The organism is Salegentibacter sp. Hel_I_6, assembly GCF_000745315.1.
GTDB lineage: Bacteria > Bacteroidota > Bacteroidia > Flavobacteriales > Flavobacteriaceae > Salegentibacter.
On sequence record NZ_JQNQ01000001.1, the window covers coordinates 3589438 to 3614754 of the forward strand.

Here is a 25317-nt window from a genome sequence, read left to right on the forward strand (position 1 = left end):
CATCTAACATGATAGACCTCCGAATGAATTTCGGAGCAGGCTCTGAAACAAGTTCAGGGTGACGAACTATTTTCAAAAAGAAGATAATAGGAAAAAAAAACTCCCTCTTTGGGACTAGGGCGCTTTCGAGCGCATAGTGATAAAAAAATATTCGTGGCAAAAAAACAACAAATCTCAAACAATAAACACCAAACTGCCAACCACACCCTTAACCGGATTAACCGAGAACAAGAAACTCATAACTGAGAACCCACAACCGAGAACTCATCCAGAACAGATTACACGTCGGATATCGGCTTCTCCCAATGGCGCAACAGAAAATATTCGTGTATTCGTGGCAAAAACAGAAAACTCACAACTGAGAACTGAAAAACAACTGACAACCAAAGATTTGTCAAACAGAAAAATTCTCCTAAATTTACCTTAACAAAAAATTAAGTTTTTAATCAACCAACTTAAAAATGAAAAAACCAAAGAAATGCATTAGCGTTGAAGAGGCGCGAAAGGAACAGGACGAATGGGTAAAAACCCGTGGGAAAGACATTCGAGAAGCCGAAGGTTATGAAGATACCCGCGAATTCTGGTATAGTGTGGATGAATTACAGGAATACCTGGATTATGTTAAGGAGAAATCTAAGGAGCAGGGCGTAGAGAAACCGGGGATTCGGTTTTATTTAGGGGCTTATCCTACTATAAATGATAAAAAAGGATATTCTACCATGTTTTTGTCACCCACAAAAGAAGCTGCGGGAGATACAGCAACTGCCAAGGAAGATTCTGACCCTAATAATTATGAAATTGAGCCTATGAATATAATCCAGAGTGGTGATCCTCCAACAAATTATTAATGCAAAAACTTATTTTTCTGGTAATTTTGCTCGAAGGTTTTGCGGCAATCTCAGGCCTTTTTTATTATAAGAAAAAGCCGACCGATAAAGCGGTCGGTTTTTTTTCCTATTTTTTATTGCTTACATTCTTGGTGGAAGTTATAGCATCAATTCCCAAAATAATTTATTTGTATGAGCCTTTTCATTTTCTTAAAAGCACTTTTTTGTATAGTAATTTCTGGCTTTATAATCCTTATCTGGTCATAAGTTTTGTTGTGTATATACTTTATTTTAAATGGAATATTTCAAATAATAAAACAAGAAAATTTATTGATAAAGCTTTATTATTATATGTGATAATTTGCATTATTAATTTAATATTTTCAGATGTATTTCTTCAGAGTAACTCCGTAGTTACTTATTTATTGGGTAGTTTTTTTCTGCTGGGGGTAATTTTCTATTATTATTTTGAAATTTTATTGAGTTCTAAAATTCTAAATATTAAAAGGGAAATCAGTTTTTATATTTCCTTTGCGGCACTTCTTTTCTTTTTAACTTCAACACCTATTTTAATTTACTATAAATATTATACTACTCAGAGTCCAGAATTTATTACGCTAAGTAAATCCGTTCTAATCGGTTTGAATATTTTTATGTATAGCTCTTATAGTATCGCCTTTTTGAGCCTGGCCAACAATAGAAAACCAACTTCTAAGAATATAAAAAATGCTTTCTAAGGAAGAAATTTTACTCATCATTTACTTTATTGTAGTTATCCTCCTGCTAACAGCTTTTGTGATCGTTTTTTTTGTGGTATATCAACGACGAAAAAACAAGATGCTAAAAGAGCAATTTGAGGCCAAGCAACGCTTTGAGCTGGAAATTTCCCAATCGCGTTTAGAAATGCAGGAACAAACTTTAAAAAACGTAGGCTGGGAGCTGCACGATAATATTGGTCAGTTGCTTTCTTTAGCCAATATGCAGTTGAATATTTTTTCAAGAAAGCTACCTGAAGCCGAAAAAAACTCAGCTTTAGAAATTAAAGAAACCGTCTCGAATTCACTTCAGGAAGTGCGTTCGCTCTCAAAGTCCCTAAACAACCAGGTGATTGGTTACGCTGGTTTGGTGGTTTCGGTAGAAAATGAGCTGGCAAGGTTTCAGCGTATGGGCGTTATTGAAGCCGAATTGAAAGTAACCGGAGAAAAACAGGAAATTCCGCAACAACACAGTATAATTTTATTCAGGATACTTCAGGAATTCTTTTCTAACGTGATCAAGCATGCGAAAGCTTCAACATTAAATGTTCATATTAGTTTTACTTCCGAAGAAATTATTATTACTGCAAAAGATAACGGGCAGGGATTTGATATGGAAGCGGTAAAGAAGAATTCAGGATTATTCAACATGGAAAGCAGAGCAGCGCTGATACAGGCAAAGTTTGAGCTGGAAACTTCTATGGGAGCGGGAACTTCCTTATCTTTACGTTATTCTTTAATGGGGCAACAAGATGAATAATACCGTAGCAATTGTAGACGATCACACTTTATTTTCACAATCTTTAAAAAACCTGGTGAATTCTTTTGAGAATTACGAGGTTAATGGCGTGCATAAAAACGGGCAGGAACTGGTGACTCAATTTAAAGCTAACCAGCCTAAACCCGATTTAGTGTTGTTGGATATTAGAATGCCAATAATGGATGGCCCTGAAACGATGGCCTGGCTCAAAGAGAATTATCCCGACCAGAAAGTTTTGGCGCTTACTATGGAAGACGATGAGGAAACCGTGACTTTTATGGTGAAATTGGGTTGTCGCGGGTATTTGCTAAAAGATATAGATCCAGATGAGTTTAAATTTGCTTTAGATGAAGTGATAAAAGAAGGTTTTTTCTATAGCGATGCGGTTTCTGAAGCGATTAAAAATAAGGATAAAGAAAATAAACTTGCAAACCTTACTAAACGCGAACTGGAATTTCTTAGCCTGGCCTGTTCTGAAATGACCTATAAAGAAGTGGCTAACGAAATGAATCTTAGCCCAAAAACCATAGACGGTTACCGCGAAAGTTTGTTTCAGAAACTAAACGTAAGAAGCCGAACCGGTTTGGTACTTTATGCAATTAAACACAGGATTTTGTTGTTGTAAAAAGCCCCCCAGCCCCCGAAGGGGGAGTAACGAAAATTTTAAATAGAACTAAGATTATTTGAATATGTTTCTAACAGTTATGATCTTACCATAGAACGTCATGCTGTTTCAGACTTTATCCCGAATTTTCTTCGGGAATCTAACATGAAAACTAGTTACGCTCTACTTAGACCCTGAAACGAGTTCAGGGTGACGATTAACAAGAACAAGGATTGAAATTGTAAAAGGTAATTCGTCAGAAAAACTATTCGCGAATTCGAGTCAAATCACTTTCCCATTTTTAATAGATAACTTTCTGCTGTATCTTCGCAATCTCAAAAAAACAATGTCGTGAACGAAACTCCCAAAATTGAACTTCGAAATTTAAAGCTTAAAGATTATCAGGAACTCAAAGTTTCTATGATAAAGAGCTACCAGAAAATGCCAGAGGAATACTGGAGTAAAGATGAAATTAGGAATCTGGTCAATAAGTTTCCCGAAGGGCAGTTTTGTATTATTATAGATAATAAAATTGCGGGCTGTGCGCTTTCCATCATCATCGATTCTAAAAAGTTTGATGAAGATCATACTTACGATGAAATAATTGGGGGTGAAAACTTTTCTACACATACTAAAAACGGTGATATTTTATACGGAATAGATGTTTTTATTCATCCAGATTACCGCGGGATGCGCCTGGGAAGACGTCTGTACGAAGCCCGAAAAGAGGTTTGTGAGCAGCTTAATCTAAAATCTATTGTGTTTGGTGGGCGTATTCCTAATTACGCGACATATTCTAAAGAACTCACGCCTAAAAAATATATTGAAAAAGTAAAACTTCAGGAAATTCATGATCCTGTCTTGTCTTTCCAGCTTTCAAACGATTTTCACGTAAAAAAAGTAATTAAAGGCTATTTGCCCGGCGATGCCGAAAGTAAGGAATACGCGGTGTTAATGGAGTGGAATAATATTTACTACACCAAAACCACCAAATTGATAGATACGCCCAAAACCGTGGTTCGTCTTGGTTTGGTACAATGGCAAATGCGACTTTTTAAGGATTATGACGCGCTGGTTTCCCAAATTGAATTCTTTGTAGATGCGGTAAGTGATTATCAGAGTGATTTTATTCTTTTTCCTGAATTGTTTAATGCGCCACTTATGGCCGAATTCAATGAATTAACTGAACCTGAAGCCATCCGTGGACTTTCTACCTATACTGAACGTTTGCTGGAAACCTTCCAGGAATTTGCGGTGAATTACAATATAAATATCATCACCGGAAGTATGCCGATGGTGATTGGTGAGCATATGTATAACGTAGGCTTTTTATGTCGCCGCGACGGAAGTTATGAACGTTATGAAAAATTACATATCACTCCGGCTGAAGAATCGGCCTGGGGAATGAAGGGCGGTAGCAAACTCCAGACCTTTGATACCGACTGTGGGAAAATAGGTGTACTAATTTGTTATGATATTGAATTCCCTGAAGTAGGCCGAATTTTAGCCGAAGAAGGAATGAATATTTTATTTGTTCCGTTTATGACCGACACCCAAAACGGTTATTCCCGCGTAAAAATTTGCGCGCAGGCCAGGGCGGTAGAAAATGAATGTTATGTGGCTATTGCGGGGTCCGTTGGGAATTTACCCAAAGTGAATAATATGGATATTCAATATGCCCAAAGCGCCGTATTAACGCCTTCAGATTTCGCATTTCCCGTAAACGGAATTAAAGCCGAAGCTACGCCTAATACCGAAAGTACTTTATTGGTTGATGTAGACCTGGATTTGCTAAAAGAGTTACACGCCTTTGGAAGTGTAAGAAATATGAAGGATCGCAGGAAGGATTTATATTCTTTAAAGAAGAAAAAGTAGGTTCCAGTAAGCAGTCTCAATTCTCAGTAGGCAGTTTTCAGGTGGAATTATTTACAATTGCCACTTACATTAACTTGTTTACCGTCATTGCGAGACCAGATACCGTAGCAATCTTTTCTAAAATGTTAATTATTTCGAGAACCTAGTATAATTACCAAATTATTAGAAACTCAGCTTAAAATAGTCAAAAAACAAAAATTACCTCAATAAATTAAGAATCTTTCAAAAGCCCGAAATTCGTAGAATTCCGGGCTTTTTCTTGCTGTAATTTTTCCTCTTCAAAATGCCTTTTCAGGTATCGTAATCAAAACACGGTTAAAGTTCTGTAAAACAGTTGTTTAGGTTAATTATTTTTATTCCGAAAGTAGTGCTTTCTATACTGCAACTTAACTGTTGAATTCTTATCGGCTTACTTTTAATCTTTAAATCACACGAAGAAGAATAAGTAATGCATAATAAATTCAGTAAAGTTTTAACACAAAGCGATTCGCAACCGGCATCACAGGCTATGTTGCACGCCATAGGTTTAACCAAAGAAGATTTTAAAAAACCATTTGTGGGTATTGCCAGTACCGGGTACGAAGGCAATCCGTGTAATATGCACCTTAACGATTTGGCCAAATTGGTTAAAAAGGGCGCTAACGAGAATGAACTTGTTGGTTTAATTTTTAATACCATTGGCGTGAGCGACGGGATTTCTATGGGCACGCCTGGAATGCGTTATTCGCTGCCATCTCGAGACATTATAGCCGATTCGATGGAAACGGTAATTCATGCGATGTCTTATGATGCATTGATCACCGTTGTGGGATGCGATAAAAATATGCCCGGCGCGCTAATGGCAATGTTACGAATAAACCGACCATCAATTTTAGTTTATGGTGGGACGATAGCTTCCGGTTGTCATAAGGGTAAAAAACTCGATGTGGTTTCCGCTTTTGAAGCCTGGGGCGCAAAAACTGCCGGAGATATCGACAAGGATGAATATGATAGCATTATAGAAAAAGCCTGTCCGGGTGCAGGTGCCTGTGGTGGGATGTATACCGCTAACACTATGGCTTCTGCGATTGAGGCTTTAGGAATGGCGCTGCCTTATAATTCTTCAAACCCTGCGGTGGGTGAAGAAAAGAAAACTGAAAGTGAGGAAGCCGGAAAAGCGGTGCGTTTGCTAATTGAAAAAGATATAAAGCCTCGTGATATTGTAAATCGAAAATCATTGGAAAATGCGATTCGTTTACTTACGGTGCTAGGTGGTTCTACCAATGCTGTATTACACTTTTTGGCCATTGCGAAATCGGCCGAAGTTGATTTTAGCTTAACCGATTTTGAAAAAATATGTGATAGCACTCCGTTTTTAGCCGATCTAAAACCAAGCGGAAAATATGCTATGGAAGATGTGCATAGAATTGGAGGAATTCCAGCGGTTCTAAAATATATGGTGGAAAACGATATGCTTCACGGCGATTGCCTTACTGTAACCGGAAAGACCTTAGCCGAGAATCTGGCAGATGTTCCAGGTATGGAAGAAGGCCAGGATGTATTTAGGCCTTTGGATAACCCAATCAAGAAAACCGGACATATCAGGATTCTCTACGGAAATCTTGCTGAAGGCGGATCTGTAGCGAAAATCACCGGAAAGGAAGGTTTACAATTCACCGGAACAGCTAAGGTATTTAATAGTGAATATGATGCTAATGATGGAATTTCAGAAGGAAAGGTAAAAAAGGGAGATGTCGTCGTCATTCGGTATGAAGGGCCAAAAGGCGGTCCCGGAATGCCGGAAATGTTGAAACCTACTTCTGCAATAATGGGAGCAAAACTCGGTAAAGATGTGGCTTTAATTACGGACGGAAGATTTTCTGGAGGAACCCACGGTTTTGTCGTCGGTCACATTACACCGGAAGCCCAGGAAGGTGGTTTGCTGGCATTTCTGAAAGATGGAGACCAGATTACCATAAACGCTGAAACCAATAAAATTGAAGTTGCGCTTTCAGCAGAAGAAATAGAGAAAAGAAAAGAAAACTGGAAAGCCCCCGCTTTAAAATTTAATAAGGGTGTGCTTTACAAATATGCAAGAACGGTTTCTTCGGCCTCTCAAGGTTGTGTTACCGATGAATTTTAATAAGGTGAATTATGGAAGTTAAAACAGCTAGTTTCGAAAAAACGGCTTCCCCAAAAGCAACCACGGTTTCAGGAGCTGAAGCAGTGATAAAATGTTTATTGGAGGAAGGGGTGGATACGCTTTACGGCTATCCCGGCGGAGCAATTATGCCCGTTTATGATGAATTGTATAAATATCAGAAACAAATTCACCACGTCCTCACCCGTCACGAACAGGGTGCAACCCACGCCGCACAAGGCTATGCTAGAGTTAGTGGAAAAGTAGGGGTAGCGATGGCAACATCGGGTCCCGGAGCCACGAATTTGGTCACAGGAATTGCAGATGCGCAAATAGATTCTACCCCAATGGTGTGTATCACCGGGCAGGTAGGTTCGCATTTGCTGGGAAGTGATGCTTTTCAGGAAACCGATATTATTGGAATTTCCACGCCTATTACCAAGTGGAATTACCAGATTACCAAAGCAGAAGAAATCCCGGAAATCTTAGCTAAAGCTTTTTTTATCGCTCGTTCAGGAAGACCGGGTCCGGTTTTAATAGATATTACCAAAGATGCACAATTCGCTTCATTGGAATTCAATTATAAAAAATGTTCTGGCATTAGAAGTTATAAACCTACACCTGAAATAAATTTAATAGAAGTTGAAAGAGCTGCCGAAGCGATCAACAATGCTAAAAAGCCTATGATCGTTTTTGGTCAGGGAGTGATTTTAGGTGGTGCTGAAGAACTTTTTAAGCAGGTTGTTGAAAAATCGGGCGTACCGGCTGCCTGGACAATTTTAGGGCTTTCAGCAATGCCAACCGATCATCCTTTAAATGTGGGAATGGTTGGAATGCATGGAAACTATGGTCCAAATGTGTTAACCAATGAATGCGATGTGTTAATTGCCATTGGGATGCGTTTTGATGACCGGGTAACCGGGAATTTGGAGAAATATGCTAAACAGGCTAAAGTGATCCATTTTGAAATAGATCCGGCTGAAATTAATAAAAACGTTTATGCCGATATTCCGGTTCTGGGAAATGTAAACGAAACGCTTAAAGTTTTATTAGAACTTTTAAAACCTAATAAACACGAGGCCTGGCATCAAAAATTTAAAGATCATTATAAAATTGAATTCGATAAGATCATTAAAAATGATTTAAATGCAGAACGCGGTAAAATTGGAATGGCCGAAGTTATTGATGAAATAAATAAATGCTCTAAAGGTGATGCGGTAATTGTTTCAGATGTTGGTCAACATCAAATGGTGGCCTGTCGCTATTCAAAATTCAATCAAACCAGAAGTAATGTAACTTCCGGAGGCTTAGGAACAATGGGATTTGCACTTCCCGCGGCTATTGGTGCTAAAATGGGGGCACCAGAACGCGATGTGGTTGCAGTAATTGGTGATGGCGGTTATCAGATGACGATACAGGAATTAGGTACTATTTTTCAAACAAAAGTTCCTGTGAAAATTGTGGTTTTAAATAACGATTTCCTCGGAATGGTGCGGCAATGGCAGCAATTGTTTTTTGAAAAGCGCTATGCCTCTACTGAAATGATCAATCCAGATTTTATAACAATTGCTAAAGGATATCATATTAAGGCAAAACAGGTTAGTAAGCGGGAGGGTTTAAAAGAAGCGGTTACCGAAATGATGCAATCTAAAGAGGCATATTTCCTTGAAGTAAAAGTTGAACAGGAAGAAAATGTTTTCCCAATGGTTCCTACCGGGGCTTCAGTTTCTGATATAAGATTAGAGTAATGGAAAAGAAAAATTTCACAGTTTCGGTGTATACCGAAAACAACATAGGCCTTTTGAGCCGTATTGCAGCTATTTTTCAAAAAAGGCACATCAATATAGAGAGTATTACAGCTTCCAGGAGCGAGGTAAACGAAGTAATGCGCTTTACCATTGTGGTGCAGGTTACTGAGGAACAGGTTAAAAAAGTTGCCGGACAAATAGAAAAGCAAATTGAAGTAATTAAAGCTTTTTACCATACCGATGATGAAATGATCTACCAGGAAACCGCGCTGTATAAGATCAACTCAGCCGATTTTGTTGAAGATCTTAATATCCAGGATTTCATAAAGGAATCTAATGCGCGCATTGTCACGGTTACACCAAAGTTTTTTGTAATAGAAAAAACCGGAAAACGCCATGAAACCGATAGCCTTTACGAAAAATTAAAACCTTATGGATTGATGCAGTTTGTACGTTCGGGCACTATTGCAGTGACTAAGAACGAAATGCCAATCTCGAACATTTTAGAACAATTTGATACAACCAATTAAATAAAAGTGATGACGAATTATTTTAACAGTCTTTCTTTACGTGAACAATTAGCCCAATTAGGAACCTGTAGGTTTATGGGGAGTGATGAATTCAGCGACGGAGTGGCTGCTTTAAAAGGAAAAAAGATAGTGATTGTGGGCTGCGGCGCTCAAGGCCTTAACCAGGGCTTGAATATGCGAGATAGCGGCCTTGATATTTCTTATGCGCTTCGGGATGGAGCTATTAAAGAAAAGCGCCAATCTTATAAAAACGCTTCAGAAAATAATTTTAAAGTCGGGACTTACGAAGAATTGATTCCCACAGCTGATTTGGTAATTAACCTAACGCCAGATAAACAACATACTTCAGTAATAAAAGCGATTCAGCCGCATATTAAAAAAGACGCGGTGCTTTCTTATTCCCACGGATTTAATATCGTGGAAGAAGGAATGAAAATTCGGGAAGACATTACCGTAATTATGGTGGCGCCAAAATGTCCTGGTAGTGAAGTTCGAGAAGAATATAAAAGAGGTTTTGGAGTGCCGACTTTAATTGCCGTGCATCCTGAAAACGATCCGCAGGGAATTGGTTTTGAATGGGCTAAAGCCTATGCCGTTGCCACTGGGGGAGATAAAGCAGGTGTTTTGGCATCTTCTTTCGTTGCTGAAGTAAAATCAGATCTTATGGGAGAGCAAACCATATTATGTGGAGTGCTGCAAACCGGGTCTATTTTGAGCTTCGATAAAATGGTCGCTGAAGGTGTGGAACCTGCTTACGCTTCGAAATTAATTCAGTATGGTTGGGAAACCATTACCGAGGCTTTAAAACATGGCGGAATTACTAATATGATGGATAGGCTATCAAATCCGGCCAAGATCAAAGCCGATGCGATTTCCGAAGAATTAAAGCAAATATTGCGTCCGCTTTTTCAAAAGCATATGGATGATATTATTTCAGGAGAATTTAGTAGCCGAATGATGCGTGATTGGGAAAATGGTGATAAGGAATTGTTTGAATGGCGTGCAGCCACCGGGGAAACTGCTTTTGAGAAATCTGAAGCAACTTCTGAACAGATCAAAGAACAGGAGTATTTTGATAAGGGAGTTTTACTGGTAGCCTTTGTGAAGTCTGGTGTAGAGCTGGCTTTTGAAACTATGGTAGAAGCTGGAATTATTGCAGATTCTGCTTATTATGAATCCTTACACGAAACTCCGTTAATCGCCAATACTATTGCCAGGAAGAAATTGTTCGAGATGAACAGGATTATTTCTGATACGGCAGAATACGGTTGTTATTTGTTTGATCATTCGGCAAAACCGCTTATTAAAGATTATGTGAGTGGATTGCCAAAAGAGGTTATAGGCCATTCTTTCGGAACTGATTATACCGGAGTGGACAATCAACAGTTAATTGCAGTAAATGATGATATTAGGCAACATCCCGTTGAAAAAGTGGGTGGAAGGCTAAGGAAAGCAATGACTGCAATGAAAAAAATACAGGAATAAAATGGATACTTTGCTGGCAGATAAAAAAACATATAAACCTCAGTTAAAAGCTGTGAAAGAAGCGGCAGGACGCATTTCTAAGGTGGTTGTTAAAACCCCTTTGATGCCTTCTTTTACCTATAGCAATAAATTTTCAGCAAATGTAATGTTGAAAAGGGAAGACTTGCAACAGGTTCGCTCTTATAAAATTCGCGGAGCTTATAATAAGATTTCGAGCCTTCCGCAAGAACAGCTGGATAAAGGAGTTATTTGTGCCAGCGCCGGAAATCACGCCCAGGGTGTAGCTTTTGCCTGTAATAAACTGCAGGTAAAGGGTGTGATCTATATGCCCATTACCACCCCAAGGCAAAAAGTGGAACAAACAAATATGTTTGGGGGCGATTGGGTTGAAGTTGTTTTAAAAGGAGACACTTTTGATGATTCGTTTAAAAGTTCTATGAAACATGCCGATAAATTCGGGTTGGTTTTTATTCATCCGTTCGATGATGAAAAGGTAATAGAAGGCCAGGCCACTATTGGTTTGGAAATCCTGGAACAAGCTAAGGAACCTATAGATTATGTTTTTGCACCCCTTGGTGGTGGTGGACTTTTAGCCGGATTGTCATCAATGTTTAAGCAACTTTCGCCAAATACAAAGATAATTGGTGTAGAACCTGAAGGGGCTCCTTCTATGACTTCTTCTTTAAAAGAAGGAAAACTGGTAGAATTAAAATCGATTGAACGTTTTGTTGATGGTGCCGCGGTTCAGAAAGTCGGGAGCCGAAATTTTGAAATTTGTAGGGAAAATCTCGATAAAATGATCACGGTCCCTGAAGGAAAGATCTGCCAAAGTATTCTTGACCTTTATAATCAGGATGCTATTGTGGTGGAACCTGCCGGGGCAATGGCTATAAGTGCACTCGATTTTTTTGCTGAAGAAATTAAAGGAAAAAACGTGGTGTGTATTGTTAGCGGAAGTAATAATGATATCACCAGAACAGCCGAAATTAAGGAACGTGCTTTATTGTATGCAGGTTTAAAACATTATTTTGTGATAAGCTTTCCGCAAAGAGCAGGTGCATTAAAAGATTTCCTGGAAAAAGTTCTGGGACCTAAAGACGATATTACCCATTTTGAATATTCTAAAAAGCATCACAGGGAAAATGCTCCCGCGGTTGTGGGGATAGAAATAAACGACCCGGCAGATTTTGAGCCATTGGTTAACAGGATGAAAGCGAATAATTTTTACGGGGAGTATCTTAACGATAAGCCTAATTTGTTTCAATATTTGGTATAAATATTTTGTTGGTTAAAATAATTATGTACATTTACAATATGCTTTCAATGAGACAAATAATATTTCCCGTTTTTCGCTTCTTCCTGCGCCGCCGCAGGTAGTAAGTGAATTGCATTATTCTTTTTTTAATATTATTTGATTTTAATTATAACTTGAGAGATCCACAAAATATACCGTCCAATTTAAATTTCAGAATTACTTCTGAAATTACACCTATTCGCCGCCGCTTTCCGCGTCGCACCTTGGTGCGTGTATAATTTAATGGAACTTAGGTGAGTCCGGTTCCCCTTTCAAAAAGAACAAATCAAATTTATTTTCTCACTAATTTCTTAGCAAATGAAGATTGTCATTGCTAATAAATCTCACGCTCAATACGCTGAGATTATTTGTACAACTATAGAAGAATCTGCAAAGGTTCGCGGCACCGGCATTGCCCGCCGAACTTCCGAATATATCATTGGTAAAATGGAAAAGGGGAATGCGGTTATTGCTTTAGACGGTGAAAAATTTGCCGGCTTCTGCTATATCGAAACCTGGAGTCACGATAGGTATGTGGCAAACTCAGGCCTAATTGTGCACCCCGATTTCAGAAATCAGGGATTGGCCAAAGAGATCAAGGAAGTGGTTTTTAACCATTCCAGGAAAATGTATCCCAATGCTAAGATCTTCGGGATCACTACAGGTTTGGCTGTGATGAAAATAAATTATGAGTTGGGATACCAACCTGTAACTTTTTCTGAATTAACCGATGATGAAGCTTTTTGGAAAGGCTGCCAAACTTGTAAAAATTACGATATCCTTACCCGAACCGAGCGTAAAATGTGTCTCTGCACGGGAATGATGTATGATCCTGAACGAAAAAAGGAGAAAACACAGAAAAAGGAGAGTTTGAATGATAAAGCTTTTAAAAGGCTAAAAAATATCAAGCAAACTTTATTTTATAAAAAGGAGAAAAATGAAAACTGAGTGTTTCCTTCCCTTTTTAAGGGAAGGTGATTCCGCGTGCGGAATCGGAAGGCTTAAACCATCCCGCACGCATTTAAGGAAGGAAAAACAAAAATATTAGTGAATTCGTGGTGAACCCCACGATTTAAATTTAAAAAATGAAGAAAGTAGTTATAGCATACAGTGGAGGTTTGGATACTTCTTACTGCGCAAAATATTTATCTAAAGAAGAAAACTTTGAAGTCCATGCCGTGAGTGTCAATACCGGTGGATTTTCAGAAGAAGAAGTGAAGAAAATTGGGGAAAATGCCCAAAAAATAGGTGCAAAAACCTATAAAAACATTGATGCGGTTTCTTCATTTTACCAGAAAGTGGTAAAATATTTAATCTTCGGAAATGTGCTAAAGAACAATACCTATCCACTTTCAGTAAGTGCAGAGCGAATTGTACAGGCCATAGAGATCGTGAATTACGCAAAAAGTATTGATGCTAAATATATTGCGCACGGTAGTACGGGTGCAGGAAACGATCAGGTAAGATTTGATATGATTTTTCAAATTATCGCTCCGGAAATTGAGATTATTACGCCAATCAGGGATAAGCAACTCAGTAGACAGGAAGAGATTGAATACCTGAAGCAGAATGGAGTGGAAATGAATTGGGAAAAGTCAAAATATTCGGTGAACAAAGGCCTTTGGGGAACCAGTGTTGGTGGAGCAGAAACTTTGACATCAGAAAAGCCTTTACCCGAATCGGCTTATCCTTCCCAGCTTCTTGATAAAAAACCGAAACAAATCAGTTTGACATTTTTCAAGGGTGAACTTTCCGCAGTAAATGGAAAAGAAAATTCTCCTGAGAAGAATATTGAGATCCTGGAGAATATCGCTTCCAAGTATGCAATTGGGCGAGACATCCACGTAGGCGATACGATTATTGGAATTAAAGGTAGAGTGGGGTTTGAAGCCGCCGCGGCCTTAATTACTATTAAAGCTCACCATTTAATGGAAAAGCATACGCTAAGTAAATGGCAATTACAGCATAAAGATTATTTGGCTAACTGGTATGGTACGCATTTACACGAAGGTCAGTATTTAGAACCTGTAATGCGAGATTTGGAAGCTTTTTTAGAAAGTTCACAAAAGCAGGTTAGCGGAGAAGTTTTTATCACTTTGCATCCTTATAGATTCACTTTAGACGGAATTAAGTCTGAAAATGATTTAATGAATTCCAGTTTCGGAAATTATGGCGAAGAAAATAAAGCCTGGACTTCCCATGATGCCAAAGGATTTATAAAAATTCTTTCGAATGCGGGCAAGATCTACCAACACGTTAATACAGAAAAATGATAAAAGCAGGAATAATAGGTGGCGCTGGTTATACGGCCGGGGAACTCATCAGGATCTTAATAAATCATCCAGAGGTAGATCTGGACTTTGTTTATAGCACCTCGCAGCCGGGGAAACCTGTTGCAGGAGTGCACCAGGATTTACTGGGTGAAATCGATTTGCAATTTACCGGGGAGATCAATAAAAATGCAGATGTGGTTTTTCTATGTTTGGGACACGGAAATTCCATAAAATTCCTTGCTGAAAATCAGTTTTCAGGAAAAACAAAAATTGTAGATCTAAGTACCGATTATCGAATGAATGGCGAACATTCGTTTGTTTACGGTTTACCAGAATTCAATAAAGAAAAGATCAAAAAAGCTGATTTTATTGCAAATCCCGGATGTTTTGCCACGGCTATTAGTTTAGCAATTTTACCGCTTGCAAAAGCCGGATTGTTGCAGAATGAAGTGCATATCAATGCGGTAACCGGAGCAACCGGAGCTGGGACTTCACTTTCGGCTACTACGCATTTTACCTGGCGAGATAATAATTTCTCCAGTTATAAAGCTTTTGAACATCAGCATTTAAATGAAATAGGACAGAGCTTAAAGCTACTTCAGAATAACAAGCTCCCGGAAATCAATTTTATTCCGAATAGAGGTAATTTTTCCAGGGGAATTCACGCCACGGCGTACACAAAGTTTGAAGGAAGCCTGAAAGAAGCCAAGGCGATTTATTCTGAAGCCTATAAAGATTCGGTTTTTACGTTTGTAGTAGAGGAGGAACTGCATTTAAAACAAGTAGTAAATACGAATAAATGCCTGCTGAAATTACAGAAATTCGGTAATAAGATTTTGATCACAAGTGTAATTGATAATTTACTAAAAGGAGCTTCGGGGCAGGCAGTTCAGAATATGAACTTGATATTTGGTTTTGAAGAAACCACCGGATTAAAATTAAAAGCGAGTTATTTTTAATGAGATATGCCACTAATACACGAATTTAAAACGTCATTACGAACGGAGTGAAGTAATCTCACAATTAATTTTCAGATTGCTTCTCCCGATAAAAATCGGGATCGCAATGACGAGTAATAATTGTTTTGCACAATCACTTATTAATATTTGTAGAATAACCAACTAAAACCAAACCAATGAAAATAGCCATCATAGGAGCCGGAAACCTTGGACTTTCCATAGCTAAAGGACTTATTGTGAACAATGCGTTTACCACGCTTTACCTCACAAAACGAAAGATCGAGGAGCTTCAGGAGTACGAAGAATATTCAAAAGTTACGGTAACTAAAGATAACCGCGAAGCTGTTCAAAATTCAGATATCCTTGTTTTCGCAGTTCAACCTACGCAAATGGAGCGAATTCTGGAAGAGATAAAAGATCAGCTTACCGAGAAACACGTTCTTATTTCTACCGTCACAGGCTTTAAGATCGCTGCGATGGAAGCTATTGTTGGCAAGGATCAATTTATTGTGCGTTCCATGCCCAACACGGCCATTGCAGTGGGTAAATCAATGACCTGTCTTTGTAGCAACGAAAAAGGTGAAAAACGTATCGCTATTGCTGAGGCTATTTTTAATCGTTTGGGTACCAGTATTATTATTCCGGAAAATAAAATGCAGGCTGCCACGGTAATTTGTGCAAGCGGCATCGCTTTCTGGATGCGACTGATTCGTGCTACAACCCAGGGTGCGGTGCAGCTTGGCTTTGACGCGAAGGATGCACACCAACTGGCGATGCAAACCTGTTTGGGAGCTTCCAGCTTGCTTATAGAATCAGGTAAACACCCCGAAGAAGAAATCGATAAGGTAACCACGCCGCGGGGTTGTACTATTGAAGGACTAAACGAAATGGAACATAACGGCCTGAGTTCGTCTTTAATAAAAGGAATCCAGGCTTCCTTCAAGAAAATAAATACGATTACAACCGAATAACTATGGACTTATTTGATGTTTACCCGCTTTACGATATTACACCAATAAAGGGTGATGGGGCTTATATATTTGATAAAGAAGACAGGAAATATTTAGATCTTTATGGGGGGCACGCAGTAATCTCGATAGGGCATTCCCATCCGGCTTATGTGAATGCAATCTCTAAACAAGTTGGCGAACTTGGTTTTTATTCCAATTCAGTTAAAAATCCTTTACAGGAAGAATTTGCAGATAAACTGGAAAAACTTTGCGGGGTAGAAGATTACAACCTGTTTTTATGTAATTCGGGTGCAGAAGCGAATGAAAATGCTTTAAAAGTCGCTTCTTTTCAAACCGGGAAGGATAGGGTTATTTATTTCGAAAATGGCTTCCACGGAAGGACTTCAGGAGTAGTAGCGGTAACTGATAACGACAATATTAAAGCTCCTTTTAACCAAAACCATAAGGCTACGAAAGTTGCTTTTGAAGACTCTGAAGCTTTGGAAAATGAATTGAAAAAGGGCGATGTTGCAGCCGTTATTTTTGAAGTGATTCAGGGCGTTGGTGGCCTGGATGAAGCTTCTACTGAATTTTATCAAAAAATAACAGCACTTTGCAAAAAATACGGTTCGCTTGTAATTGCAGACGAAGTACAGTCGGGTTATGGTAGAACGGGAGATTTTTTCGCCTTTCAGAAACACGAAATTCGCCCCGATATTATTTCCATAGCCAAAGGAATGGGCAATGGTTTTCCGGTTGGTGGGATTTTAATAGACAAATCCATTCCAGCTAAATCGGGTATGCTGGGAACCACTTTTGGTGGAAATCACCTGGCCTGTGTCGCTGGGATTTCGGTTTTGGAAATTATTGAAAAAGAAAATCTTCTGAAAAATGCCAGTGAACTTTTTGAATATATAAAAGAGAAAGCGGCGGAAATTCCGCAGATCAAAAAAATCAAAGGCCGGGGATTAATGATTGGCCTGGAATTCGATTTTGAGATCGCACAGATAAGAAAAGAGCTTTTGTTTAAACACCAGATTTTTACCGGGGCTTCTGCAAACAAAAAACTACTGCGAATTTTACCGCCTTTAAATATTAAAAAAGAGCATTTTGATGAGTTATTTAAAGCTTTAAAGATTATTTTAAAATAAATTCGAGTAGACCTCAAAGGTTTCGGAAACCTGTGAGGTCTTAAAAATGAAAATAACTCCTGCGAGGTTTCTAAAACCTTGTAGGTATGTACAAAATAAAAACCTACAAGGTCTCGCAGACCTTGCAGGAGAAAACCAACAAAATGAGAAATTATACCGAATTATCAGATATAGAAAATTTACAGCAATTAATTACCGAAGCCCGGGAGTTAAAGAAGGGAGCGTCTACTTTAGAAATTGGAAAAGGGAAAACTCTAGGAATGTTGTTCTTTAATCCGAGTTTGAGAACGCGTTTAAGCACAGAAAAAGCCGGGAAGTTATTGGGAATGGACGTGATGGTGATGAATGCGGGGAGTGATAGTTGGAAACTGGAATTTGAAGATGGCGCCGTAATGGATTCCGATAAAGCTGAGCACATTAAAGAAGCGGCGGCGGTTCTTTCCCAATATTGCGACATCATAGCAGTTAGAGCTTTTCCCGATTTACAGAACAAAGAAAAAGACGAAGCTGAAACGGTATTAAATAGTTTTAAAAAATACGCCTCAGTACCGGTGGTGAATCTTGAAAGTGCCACGGGGCACCCATTGCAGGCGCTTACCGATGCGATTACTATTTCAGAATTAAAGAAAAAAGATAGGCCAAAAGTAGTGCTTAGCTGGGCGCCGCATCCTAAATCCCTGCCGCAAAGTGTACCCAATTCTTTTGCTGAAATCATGCAAAAGCTGGATGTTGATTTTGTAATTACCAATCCTGAAGGCTATGATTTGAATCCTGAAATCACTAAAAGTACTCCTGTAATTCACAACCAGGATGAAGCTTTAAAAGATGCCGATTTCGTGTATGTTAAAAATTGGAGCAGTTATGAACACTACGGTCAGAAACTAAGTGAAGACCGCAACTGGACTTTTTCCGCGGAAAAATTAAAACTTACCAATAATGCAAAAGTGATGCATTGTTTGCCGGTAAGAAGAAATATGGTGATTGGTGATGAGGTTCTTGATGCAGAAAACTCAGTGGTGATTCATCAGGCGGGAAATAGAACCTTTGCTGCACAGGCGGTTTTGAAAAGAATTTTAGAGGAAAAAGTAAAAGAAACCGAGTTAGGGAAAAATGCTTAAAATATAATGTCAGTTCGAGCGCAGTCGAGAACTCATTTAATTAGCGTTTAGGACATCTCGACTCCGCTCGATGTGACATTTAACCAGGTTTTGGTTGTGAAAGTAAAGATATATGAAAAAGAAGGTTTTAAAAGTTGTAAAAATAGGAGGGAAGCTTATTGAAGATGAAACGAAGTTTTCAGTCTTCCTGGACGATTTTGTTGCTTTAGATGGTCCCAAAATCTTGGTTCACGGCGGGGGAAACCTCGCTACCGAAATTGCAGGAAAGTTCGGTTATAAAACCCAAATGTTCGAAGGACGAAGAATCACCGATGCCGATTCAATTAAGGTGATTACTATGGTTTATGGAGGTTTCATCAATAAAAATATTGTTGCTAAACTTCAGGGGCTTCAAACCAATGCAATTGGTTTAAGTGGTGCCGACGGAATGAGCATTGTTTCCAAAAAACGTCCTGTGAAGGAAGTCGACTTTGGTTTTGTAGGAGATGTGGAGAAGGTTAATTCTAAATTTATAACTTCACTTTTAAAACAAAATATTACGCCGGTTTTTTCGGCAATTTCCTCTACCGCTGAAGGATTACTTTTAAATACTAATGGCGATTCTGTTGCCGCGGAAATCGCCAAAGCGATGAGTGCTATATATGAGACCGAACTTTATTTCTGCTTTGAGAAAAAAGGCGTTTTGGCCAACGCAGAAGACGATAATTCGGTAATTGAAGAAATTACCAGTGGAAAATACCAGCAATTGCTCCTGGATAAAGTGATAAGTGATGGGATGCTTCCAAAACTACATAATTGTTTCCAGGCGGTTGAAGGCGGCGTTAAGAATATTTTCCTGGGAGATTTCAGGCTATTGAAAAAGGAATCTATTTACACTAAAATCACGAATTGATGAAGCTCGAGGAATTACAAAATGATGCTTTAGACTTACTAAAAAATCTTATTAAAACGCAATCCTTCTCAAAGGAAGAAGATAGAACGGCCGAATTACTGGAAGACTGGTTTCGAATTAAAGAAATGACCTTTTATCGGCATTTAAATAATGTTTGGGCTATAAATAAATATTTTGATCCGGCTAAGCCAAGCTTGCTGCTTAATTCACATCACGACACGGTAAAACCGAATTCAGCATATACTCGAGATCCATTTGAACCCAAAATTGAGAATGGAAAATTATATGGCTTGGGTAGTAATGATGCCGGTGGTTGCCTGGTTTCTTTACTCGCTACGTTTACGTGGTTTTATGCAGACAAAGACCTGGAATATAACCTGATTTTTGCGGGAACTGCCGAAGAAGAAATTAACGGTAAAAACGGGATTGCCTGTATGTTACCAAAAATGCCGAAAATTGATGTGGCGATTGTTGGAGAACCTACTTTAATGCAATTGGCAATTGCTGAAAAAGGCCTGGTGGTTTTTGATGCGAAGGTAAAAGGAACACCTTCTCACGCGGCACACCCCAACGATAATAATGCGATTTACAAAACTGCGGAAGTTCTAAAATGGTTTGAGAAATTTGATTTTCCGAAGGAATCGGAGGCACTGGGGAAAGTAAAACTTACGGTAACCCAGATCAATGCCGGCAGCCAGCATAACGTGGTGCCCGGCCACGTTGATATGGTAATTGATGTTCGGGTTAATGATGCGTATTCTAATGCTGAAATTGAGCAAATTTTGCAGGAAAATGCCCCGGTAGATGAGATCAAAGCCCGTTCGCTTCGGTTGAACTCCTCTTCAATTCCCAAGGATCACGAATTGATTAAAGCGGGTATTTCTTTAGGAATGGAAACCTATGGTTCACCTACACTTTCTGACCAGGCGATGCTAAATTGTCCTTCCCTAAAATTAGGTCCGGGAGATTCCACAAGATCGCATTCGGCAGATGAATTTATTTATGTAAAGGAAATTGAAGAAGGAATTGAGAAGTATATAAAATTGCTCGATAAAGCTTTAAAAGTATAAAAAACTATAAGTAAACTGATAGAAAAAAAATGCGTCAGGCTGTCCCGAAGCTTCGGGATTGTTTCAGCTTCTAATGCGTTGCGGGTATATAACAACTTAGATTCTGAAATAAATTCAGAATGACGTTTATAATTAATTTTCAGCTTAAAATAAATATTATGAAACTCTGGGATAAAGGATTAGCTATAGATAAAAAGATTGAAAACTTTACAGTTGGAAATGACAGGGAGTTAGATATGCATATCGCTGAATACGATTTAAAAGCTTCAAGAGCACATGCTAGAATGCTTGGGGAAGTGGGTATTTTGACTTCTGAAGAAGTGAAAAATATTGAGGAGAAACTGGCAAAACTTCAGCAGCAGCTTGAAAATGGAACTTTTCAGATTGAAGAAGATTTTGAAGATGTGCATTCCAAGATTGAATTTGAACTTACTCAAACTTTAGGCGATACCGGAAAAAAAATACATACCGCTCGCTCCAGAAACGACCAGGTTTTGGTGGCGATGCAGTTGTATTTTAAAGAAAATTTGAAGGAAATTTCAGGTAAAACCAAACAACTTATAGATGTTCTTTTGGGTCTTGCAGAGAAGCATCAGGAAAAACTACTCCCTGGATATACTCATCTACAGGTAGCGATGCCATCTAGCTTTGGTTTATGGTTTTCGGCTTACGCCGAATTGCTTATCGACGATCTTTATTTACTGGAAGCCGGTTTGAAAGTTGTAGATCAGAATCCGTTAGGTTCTGCTGCAGGTTATGGTTCTTCTTTTCCTATAGACCGTGAATTTACCACTAAAGAATTAGGTTTTTCAACCTTAAAATATAATGTGGTCGCCGCGCAATTGGGACGTGGAAAATGTGAGCGAACCGTTACTTCCAATATTGCATCGGTTTCCAATACGCTTTCCAGATTTGCGATGGATATTTGTTTATATATGAGTCAGAATTTTGATTTTATCACTTTCCCCGATGAACTCACCACCGGTTCTAGTATTATGCCACATAAAAAGAATCCCGATGTTTTTGAACTGATTCGTGGAAAATGCAATAAACTACAAAGTATTGCAAATGAGATGATTTTAATTACCAATAATTTACCGAGCGGTTATCACAGGGATTATCAATTAATTAAAGAAAACAGCATTTATGCAGTTGAAAATATTAAAGAGATCCTTGATATTTTTATTCACTCTATCGCTTTAATTAAGGTGAAAGATATCAATTTACAGGATGAAAAATATAAATACCTCTTTACAGTAGATAGTATCAACGATTTGGTGATGCAGGGAAAATCTTTTAGAGAGGCTTATCAAATAATTGGCGGCCAGGTGCAGGAAGGAACTTATGAAGCTGCTGAAGGTAAAAAGCATTCACATTTAGGAAGTAAGGATAATCTGGCGCTGGAAGAAATTAAGAGAAAAAAGGAAGAGGTTTAGGTTTTTGAATTTATGTGAGTATAGAATAATAAGATCCCGACTGAAGTCGGGATAGTTCTACCAACAGATCCTGGAAGCTTGAAAAGCTTCCAGGATCTGGGTATCACTAAAAAACCCCCCGCAAAACCACACGAAATGCGAAGGGTTCAAAACATAAATGAAGAAAAAATAATCTTAAATAATAGTCATTTGCCCAAGGTTCAGGTTCTCGTTATTGATACTAATATTATCAACTTCACTGATAAGTCCCTCAAGGAAATCACCCACTTTTTCGGTGGTATAATGGTTATCTTTGTTAATGTCTATGGTGCAAACATTTAGTTTAATACTAAGTTCCACCGCCTTTTTTACTGCCTCGGCTTCTTCTACCAAACCGAAATGCTCTAAAAGCATTGCTGCCGATAAAATGGAAGCTACAGGGTTTGCGATGCCTTTACCGGTTGCCTGCGGATAGGAACCGTGAATAGGTTCAAACATTGCGTTTTCTTTTCCTACAGATGCCGATGCCAATAATCCAATGCTTCCACCAATTACACTGGCTTCATCTGAAAGAATATCGCCAAACATATTTTCGGTAAGAATTACATCAAATTGAGTTGGGTTAAGAATCATTTGCATGGCCGCGTTATCTACAAAAAGGAAGTCCAGTGCCACATCTGGATATTCTTCGCCAATTTTAGTTACTGTTTTTCGCCATAACCTGGAAGTTTCCAGAACATTGGCTTTATCTACCAGCGTTAATTTTTTAGATCGTTGTTGTGCAGCTTTAAAAGCTAGGTGTGCCATCCTGGAAATTTCTTCTACAGAATAGGTGCAAATATCGGTGGCGCTTTGGCCATCTTCAGCCGTAAATTTATCGCCAAAATAAATTCCGCCCGTAAGTTCCCGGTAAATCACCATATCGGCACCTGCAATACGATCGGCCTTTAATGGCGATTGTTCTATAAGTTTATCATAAGCTTTTACGGGTCTAATATTGGCAAAAAGTCCCAGGCCTTTTCTTAGCTGCAAGAGTCCCTGTTCGGGTCTAACTTTTGCATCGGGATTATTGTCGTATTTTGGGTGTCCTATGGCCCCAAATAACACAGCATCAGATTTCTTGCACAATTCCAGCGTAGCTTCAGGTAACGGATTGTCCAGCAAATCTATTGCTGCCGCACCTACCAAGGCGTCTTCAAATTGAAAGTGGTGATCAAAACGATCTGCTACAGCTTTCAAAACTTTAACTGATTGCTGTGTGATTTCAGGACCTATCCCGTCTCCGGGCAAGACTGCTATTTTTAATTTCATTTTTCTTCTTCTTTATGTGTGGTTATTTTTTAATCTTATAAACCGTCTTAGAATTATAACTCTCGTCAAGCTGAACTTGTTTCAGCTTCTAACAGGTTTAATCAACTTAGATCCTGAAACAAGTTCAGGAAGACGTTAATTCCAGATATCTATTCATATTCAAATTATACGGCTGTGGTCCCTTGTAATTTTTGTGATCTTTTCTGTTCATATTCTTTTATCGCATCCAGTTTGCTTACCAGAAAATCTATATCGTCAAAACCATTGATCATACAGGTTTTTTTATAAGGATCTATTTCAAAGCTTTCTGAAATATTCTTCTTCGGAATACTAATTTTCTGTGCTTCCAGATCTACCTTAATTTCTACTGAAGGATCTCTAGTGATTTCAATAAAAAGCTGTTCTAAAAACTTCGGACTTACCTGAACCGGAAGCAATCCGTTATTAAGTGCATTTCCTTTGAAGATATCGGCAAAATAACTGGAGACCACTACCGTAAAGCCATAAGCTTTAAGAGCCCAGGCCGCGTGCTCACGGCTGGAGCCGCAACCAAAATTATCTCCTGCTACTAAAATAGATCCTTTATATTCTGGTTTATTTAAAGCAAATTCCGGATTAGGTTCATCATTTTTATCAAAACGCCAATCCCGAAACAGGTTTTCTCCAAACCCCGCTTTATCGGTTGCTTTTAGGAACCTTGCAGGAATAATCTGGTCGGTATCTACGTTTTCTATTTCTAAAGGAACCGCTGTATCGGTTAATGTGATAAACTTTTCCATTTAATTTAAGTGTTTTGTAAAGTCGGTTAATTTGCCTGAAACTGCAGTTGCAGCCGCCGTTAACGGACTTGCTAATATGGTTCTGGAACCTTGTCCCTGTCTTCCTTCAAAATTTCTGTTGCTGGTAGAAACACAATATTCACCAGCGGGAATTTTATCATCGTTCATTGCCAAACAAGCCGAACAACCGGGTTGTCTTAGTGTAAAACCGGCATTTTCGAATACTTCGCGTAGTCCTTCCGCTTCAATTTGTGCGGCAACCTGGCGTGAACCAGGTACAATTAAGGCATTTACATTTTTCGCTTTTTGTTTACCTTTTATATAAGCTGCTGCCTGTCTAAAATCTTCGATTCTAGAGTTAGTACAACTTCCTATGAAAATCCAGTTTATAGGTTTTTCCAGTAAAGATTCTCCTGGTTTAAAGCCCATGTAGGCCAAAGCTTTAGCATCACTTTTTCCACCTTCCATTGGGATCGCACCGGTAATTTTAATTCCCATCCCCGGATTTGTTCCGTAAGTGATCATCGGTTCAATATCTTCTGCATCAAATGAATATTCCTGGTCAAACTCAGCGTCTTCATCGGTTTTTAAAGTTTCCCAGTAAGCTTTTGCCGATTCAAATTCTTCACCCTTTGGAGCAAATTCTTTATCTTTTACATATTCAAAAGTAGTTTCATCGGGAGCGATTAAACCACCCCTGGCACCCATTTCAATGCTCATATTACAAACCGTCATACGGCCTTCCATAGACATTTCTTCAAAGACATTCCCCGCATATTCGCAGAAGTATCCTGTTCCGGAATTTGTGCCGAGTTTGCTTATTATATACAGAATAACATCTTTTGGTAAAACTCCTTTTTTAAGTTTTCCATTTACGTTTACGCGCAATTTTTTAGGCTTTTGAACCAAAACACATTGGCTGGCAAAAACCTGGGAAACCTGGCTGGTACCAATTCCGAAAGCAATTGTTCCAAATGCACCGTGAGTAGAGGTGTGGCTGTCACCACAAACCATTGTCATTCCCGGTTGGGTAATCCCGAGCTCGGGAGCCATTACGTGAACAATCCCGTTATAAGGATGTCCAAGACCGTAAAGGATAATATTATTTTCTTCGCAATTTTGGGTTAATTCTTTGAGTTGTTTCCTGGATAATAGATCTTTAACCGGTAAATGCTGATTTTCAGTCGGGGTATTATGATCTGCCGTAGCCACAATTTGATCTGGGCGAAAGACCGAAATATCCCTTTCTTTCAATTCATTAAAAGCCTGTGGGCTCGTAACTTCGTGTATTAAGTGTTTATCGATATATAAAATATCGGGACCGTCGGGTATAGATTCTACCACGTGTGCATCCCAAATTTTATCGAATAAAGTTTTCTTCATTTTTATAAATTCAATCCTG

The 25317-nt window shown here is 38.7% G+C and carries 21 protein-coding genes; 18 read left to right on the top strand and 3 right to left on the bottom strand.

Annotated elements, in window-relative coordinates:
* Positions 1 to 461 precede the first annotated feature (461 nt).
* The 18 genes from FG27_RS15875 to argH all read left to right on the top strand — a co-directional run bounded on the left by FG27_RS15875 (position 462) and on the right by argH (position 21846).
* Positions 462 to 848: a hypothetical protein gene (locus FG27_RS15875; RefSeq protein ID WP_037320840.1), complete on the top strand. Its 387-nt coding sequence runs from the start codon at positions 462 to 464 to the stop codon at positions 846 to 848.
* Between the two features lie 705 nt (positions 849 to 1553).
* Positions 1554 to 2342, top strand: a complete 789-nt coding sequence (locus tag FG27_RS15885) for a sensor histidine kinase (RefSeq protein WP_037320842.1) — start codon at positions 1554 to 1556, stop codon at positions 2340 to 2342.
* Positions 2335 to 2967, top strand: a complete 633-nt coding sequence (locus FG27_RS15890) for a response regulator transcription factor (RefSeq protein WP_037320843.1) — start codon at positions 2335 to 2337, stop codon at positions 2965 to 2967. The genes FG27_RS15885 and FG27_RS15890 overlap by 8 nt, the downstream gene beginning before the upstream one ends.
* A 330-nt stretch (positions 2968 to 3297) precedes the next feature.
* Positions 3298 to 4821: a bifunctional GNAT family N-acetyltransferase/carbon-nitrogen hydrolase family protein gene (locus tag FG27_RS15895; RefSeq protein ID WP_037320845.1), complete on the top strand. Its 1524-nt coding sequence runs from the start codon at positions 3298 to 3300 to the stop codon at positions 4819 to 4821.
* Between the two features lie 448 nt (positions 4822 to 5269).
* Positions 5270 to 6943, top strand: coding sequence for a dihydroxy-acid dehydratase (ilvD, locus tag FG27_RS15900; RefSeq protein WP_037320847.1), 1674 nt, complete (start codon positions 5270 to 5272; stop codon positions 6941 to 6943).
* An 11-nt stretch (positions 6944 to 6954) separates the two neighbouring features.
* Positions 6955 to 8688 carry a biosynthetic-type acetolactate synthase large subunit gene (gene ilvB, locus FG27_RS15905; RefSeq protein ID WP_037320849.1) on the top strand — a complete coding sequence of 578 codons (1734 nt, stop codon included), beginning with the start codon at positions 6955 to 6957 and terminating at the stop codon, positions 8686 to 8688.
* Positions 8688 to 9218, top strand: coding sequence for an acetolactate synthase small subunit (ilvN, locus tag FG27_RS15910; protein ID WP_037320851.1), 531 nt, complete (start codon positions 8688 to 8690; stop codon positions 9216 to 9218). The genes ilvB and ilvN overlap by 1 nt, the downstream gene beginning before the upstream one ends.
* 9 nt (positions 9219 to 9227) lie before the next feature.
* Positions 9228 to 10703, top strand: coding sequence for a ketol-acid reductoisomerase (gene ilvC / locus FG27_RS15915; protein ID WP_037320853.1), 1476 nt, complete (start codon positions 9228 to 9230; stop codon positions 10701 to 10703).
* Position 10704: 1 nt separating this feature from the next.
* Positions 10705 to 11979 carry a threonine ammonia-lyase IlvA gene (gene ilvA / locus FG27_RS15920; RefSeq protein WP_037320855.1) on the top strand — a complete coding sequence of 425 codons (1275 nt, stop codon included), beginning with the start codon at positions 10705 to 10707 and terminating at the stop codon, positions 11977 to 11979.
* A 336-nt stretch (positions 11980 to 12315) separates the two neighbouring features.
* Positions 12316 to 12945, top strand: a complete 630-nt coding sequence (locus FG27_RS15925; protein ID WP_037320857.1) for a GNAT family N-acetyltransferase — start codon at positions 12316 to 12318, stop codon at positions 12943 to 12945.
* A 137-nt stretch (positions 12946 to 13082) separates the two neighbouring features.
* On the top strand, positions 13083 to 14270 hold the full coding sequence (locus FG27_RS15930; protein ID WP_037320859.1) for an argininosuccinate synthase: 1188 nt from the start codon (positions 13083 to 13085) through the stop codon (positions 14268 to 14270).
* Positions 14267 to 15229 (top strand): N-acetyl-gamma-glutamyl-phosphate reductase, encoded by a 963-nt coding sequence (argC, locus tag FG27_RS15935; RefSeq protein ID WP_037320861.1) that lies wholly within the window; start codon positions 14267 to 14269, stop codon positions 15227 to 15229. The genes FG27_RS15930 and argC overlap by 4 nt, the downstream gene beginning before the upstream one ends.
* Before the next feature lie 176 nt (positions 15230 to 15405).
* A complete protein-coding gene (proC, locus tag FG27_RS15940; RefSeq protein ID WP_037320862.1) occupies positions 15406 to 16200 on the top strand; it encodes a pyrroline-5-carboxylate reductase in 795 nt (264 codons plus the stop codon).
* 2 nt (positions 16201 to 16202) lie between these two features.
* Entirely contained in the window at positions 16203 to 17330 is a 1128-nt protein-coding gene (locus tag FG27_RS15945) for an aspartate aminotransferase family protein (protein ID WP_037320864.1), read from the top strand.
* Between the two features lie 143 nt (positions 17331 to 17473).
* Positions 17474 to 18448, top strand: coding sequence for an N-acetylornithine carbamoyltransferase (locus tag FG27_RS15950; RefSeq protein WP_037322374.1), 975 nt, complete (start codon positions 17474 to 17476; stop codon positions 18446 to 18448).
* A 112-nt stretch (positions 18449 to 18560) separates the two neighbouring features.
* Positions 18561 to 19340 (top strand): acetylglutamate kinase, encoded by a 780-nt coding sequence (argB, locus tag FG27_RS15955; RefSeq protein ID WP_037320866.1) that lies wholly within the window; start codon positions 18561 to 18563, stop codon positions 19338 to 19340.
* Positions 19340 to 20410 (top strand): M20 family metallo-hydrolase, encoded by a 1071-nt coding sequence (locus FG27_RS15960; protein ID WP_037320868.1) that lies wholly within the window; start codon positions 19340 to 19342, stop codon positions 20408 to 20410. Before argB ends, FG27_RS15960 begins: the two co-directional genes overlap by 1 nt.
* A 158-nt stretch (positions 20411 to 20568) precedes the next feature.
* The gene (gene argH / locus FG27_RS15965; RefSeq protein ID WP_037320870.1) at positions 20569 to 21846 is read left to right on the top strand and encodes an argininosuccinate lyase; all 1278 of its coding nucleotides are present in this window, start codon (positions 20569 to 20571) and stop codon (positions 21844 to 21846) included.
* A gap of 174 nt (positions 21847 to 22020) precedes the next feature.
* Here argH and leuB read toward each other — a convergent pair whose 3' ends face one another.
* The 3 genes from leuB to leuC form a co-directional block, all read right to left on the bottom strand.
* Positions 22021 to 23136 (bottom strand): 3-isopropylmalate dehydrogenase, encoded by a 1116-nt coding sequence (gene leuB / locus FG27_RS15970; RefSeq protein WP_037320872.1) that lies wholly within the window; start codon positions 23134 to 23136, stop codon positions 22021 to 22023.
* A gap of 164 nt (positions 23137 to 23300) precedes the next feature.
* Positions 23301 to 23915 (bottom strand): 3-isopropylmalate dehydratase small subunit, encoded by a 615-nt coding sequence (gene leuD / locus FG27_RS15975; protein WP_037320874.1) that lies wholly within the window; start codon positions 23913 to 23915, stop codon positions 23301 to 23303.
* The gene (leuC, locus tag FG27_RS15980) at positions 23916 to 25298 is read right to left on the bottom strand and encodes a 3-isopropylmalate dehydratase large subunit (protein ID WP_037320876.1); all 1383 of its coding nucleotides are present in this window, start codon (positions 25296 to 25298) and stop codon (positions 23916 to 23918) included. It abuts the gene before it with no gap.
* Positions 25299 to 25317: the final 19 nt, after the last annotated feature.

Bases quoted from the DNA above. Each gene is read 5' to 3' on its own strand.
- FG27_RS15945 (WP_037320864.1), top strand. From the start codon at position 16,203: ATGGACTTATTTGATGTTTACCCGCTTTACGATATTACACCAATAAAG.
- FG27_RS15950 (WP_037322374.1), top strand. From the start codon at position 17,474: ATGAGAAATTATACCGAATTATCAGATATAGAAAATTTACAGCAATTA.
- ilvD (WP_037320847.1), top strand. From the start codon at position 5,270: ATGCATAATAAATTCAGTAAAGTTTTAACACAAAGCGATTCGCAACCG.
- proC (WP_037320862.1), top strand. From the start codon at position 15,406: ATGAAAATAGCCATCATAGGAGCCGGAAACCTTGGACTTTCCATAGCT.
- FG27_RS15885 (WP_037320842.1), top strand. From the start codon at position 1,554: ATGCTTTCTAAGGAAGAAATTTTACTCATCATTTACTTTATTGTAGTT.
- ilvB (WP_037320849.1), top strand. From the start codon at position 6,955: ATGGAAGTTAAAACAGCTAGTTTCGAAAAAACGGCTTCCCCAAAAGCA.
- FG27_RS15890 (WP_037320843.1), top strand. From the start codon at position 2,335: ATGAATAATACCGTAGCAATTGTAGACGATCACACTTTATTTTCACAA.
- ilvN (WP_037320851.1), top strand. From the start codon at position 8,688: ATGGAAAAGAAAAATTTCACAGTTTCGGTGTATACCGAAAACAACATA.
- FG27_RS15930 (WP_037320859.1), top strand. From the start codon at position 13,083: ATGAAGAAAGTAGTTATAGCATACAGTGGAGGTTTGGATACTTCTTAC.
- argB (WP_037320866.1), top strand. From the start codon at position 18,561: ATGAAAAAGAAGGTTTTAAAAGTTGTAAAAATAGGAGGGAAGCTTATT.
- ilvC (WP_037320853.1), top strand. From the start codon at position 9,228: ATGACGAATTATTTTAACAGTCTTTCTTTACGTGAACAATTAGCCCAA.
- FG27_RS15925 (WP_037320857.1), top strand. From the start codon at position 12,316: ATGAAGATTGTCATTGCTAATAAATCTCACGCTCAATACGCTGAGATT.
- argC (WP_037320861.1), top strand. From the start codon at position 14,267: ATGATAAAAGCAGGAATAATAGGTGGCGCTGGTTATACGGCCGGGGAA.
- FG27_RS15960 (WP_037320868.1), top strand. From the start codon at position 19,340: ATGAAGCTCGAGGAATTACAAAATGATGCTTTAGACTTACTAAAAAAT.
- ilvA (WP_037320855.1), top strand. From the start codon at position 10,705: ATGGATACTTTGCTGGCAGATAAAAAAACATATAAACCTCAGTTAAAA.
- FG27_RS15875 (WP_037320840.1), top strand. From the start codon at position 462: ATGAAAAAACCAAAGAAATGCATTAGCGTTGAAGAGGCGCGAAAGGAA.
- leuB (WP_037320872.1), bottom strand. From the start codon at position 23,136: ATGAAATTAAAAATAGCAGTCTTGCCCGGAGACGGGATAGGTCCTGAA.
- leuC (WP_037320876.1), bottom strand. From the start codon at position 25,298: ATGAAGAAAACTTTATTCGATAAAATTTGGGATGCACACGTGGTAGAA.
- leuD (WP_037320874.1), bottom strand. From the start codon at position 23,915: ATGGAAAAGTTTATCACATTAACCGATACAGCGGTTCCTTTAGAAATA.
- argH (WP_037320870.1), top strand. From the start codon at position 20,569: ATGAAACTCTGGGATAAAGGATTAGCTATAGATAAAAAGATTGAAAAC.